Annotated in this window: 1 protein-coding gene; it reads right to left on the reverse strand. The window is 47.1% G+C overall.

From position 1 onward, the window contains the following. Positions 1-1235 (reverse strand): hypothetical protein (locus tag ABW391_RS11765; RefSeq protein ID WP_353482063.1); only part of this gene is annotated, 1235 nt, incomplete at its 3' end. Positions 1236-1332: the final 97 nt, after the last annotated feature.

Raw genomic sequence — 1332 nt, forward strand, 5'->3', positions numbered from 1 at the left:
GGATTGATCCCGAAAATTTCAGCATTGTCGGCCAGGTTGTTTACCCGAGATCCACCCAATTCAACCGGCAAACCCTTGCGGTCGGTTTCGGTTACCCCTTTGTAGTACTTTTCCCAGTATTCAGCTGTTTCTTCATTGTACAGTTCTGCACTGATTTCGGAAGCTTTTTTGAGGGCAGGAGAGAAAGATTTTACTTGATCGCCTCCCAAAGCGATGCCTTCAATGATGCTTTCTACTGAGCGAGGATTGTCTTCCATCCATTTTTTGATACCAATCAACACGCAAGGCATTTGACTGCGGTATTCCTTGGTGGAAACGATGGAAACCAACCCACCTTTCTTTTTGGCCACCATTACATCGCCTGGAGTCCAGGTCGTGACGCCAGTTACATTGACGGAAACTTTTTTGCCTGTACGCTTTCCTTTGATTACTTCATCGCGCTCTTCGGTATACCCATTGATGTATTTTTCAGAAGCATCAATATACGTGTCTGCGGCAATGAAGTTCATCGCTTCAGGGTCATAAGTGGTTTCGTCGGCATTGACCGGGATGCCGTTGTCAGAACACCATTTGATGACAATGTTCCAGTCTCCGTCGCGCAATACGGCAGTGGTAACACCACCACGAGCGGCTTGTGGATTTTCTTTCCAGGCTGGAGGGCCCATGAATTTGTCTTCACCCAAAGAACGTCCACAGGTGTAAACGATTTGTGCGCGGTACTCGTCGCCCAGTTTTTCCAATTGAGGGTTTACACCCGCTAAGAAAGCCGCAGCACCGTCGCCCATAATGGTTACAAAGTGTGCACCTTGATTGGTTTGAGGATCGCTTTTATAGCTTTCGGCAAATTTGACCAAGCCTGCTTGCATTTGCGACACATCGTCCTGGCGAGTCAATTTCAGGTTCACTTTTTTAGAAGCCATGATACTTCCTGTAGTCGTTTCTGAGCCGCCATTGGCCAGAATAGCACCCATTTGAGCATTCCAGGCCCATAGCAACCAGCGGATTTCAGGTGTATTGATGTTTGCTGGTGTAGAGGAGGGCAATGCAAGTGGTTGTACGCTGGTAGAGGCATTTTTGGGTGCATCGGGCAAATCTACCTTTTCGATGATGGTAGATTCTTTAGTGGTGCGGGGCCCTAATATGCCCATGTTGCCCAATACTTTTACGCCAATAAAAATTACGCCCCCGATAACGAGGAGTACGGCGAGTTTGCCTAAGGTGGTTAATCGTGCCATAATGAAATAAAGGTTTTCCAAGTTTGCTCCAAGAGACACTGATCTCCTGGTTATTTTGGTTTTGTGTGCTTCAGCAGTACTGTGTTGTGCAATTTAG

It is taken from the genome of Haliscomenobacter sp. (assembly GCF_040403615.1).
Taxonomy (GTDB): Bacteria; Bacteroidota; Bacteroidia; order Chitinophagales; family Saprospiraceae; genus Haliscomenobacter.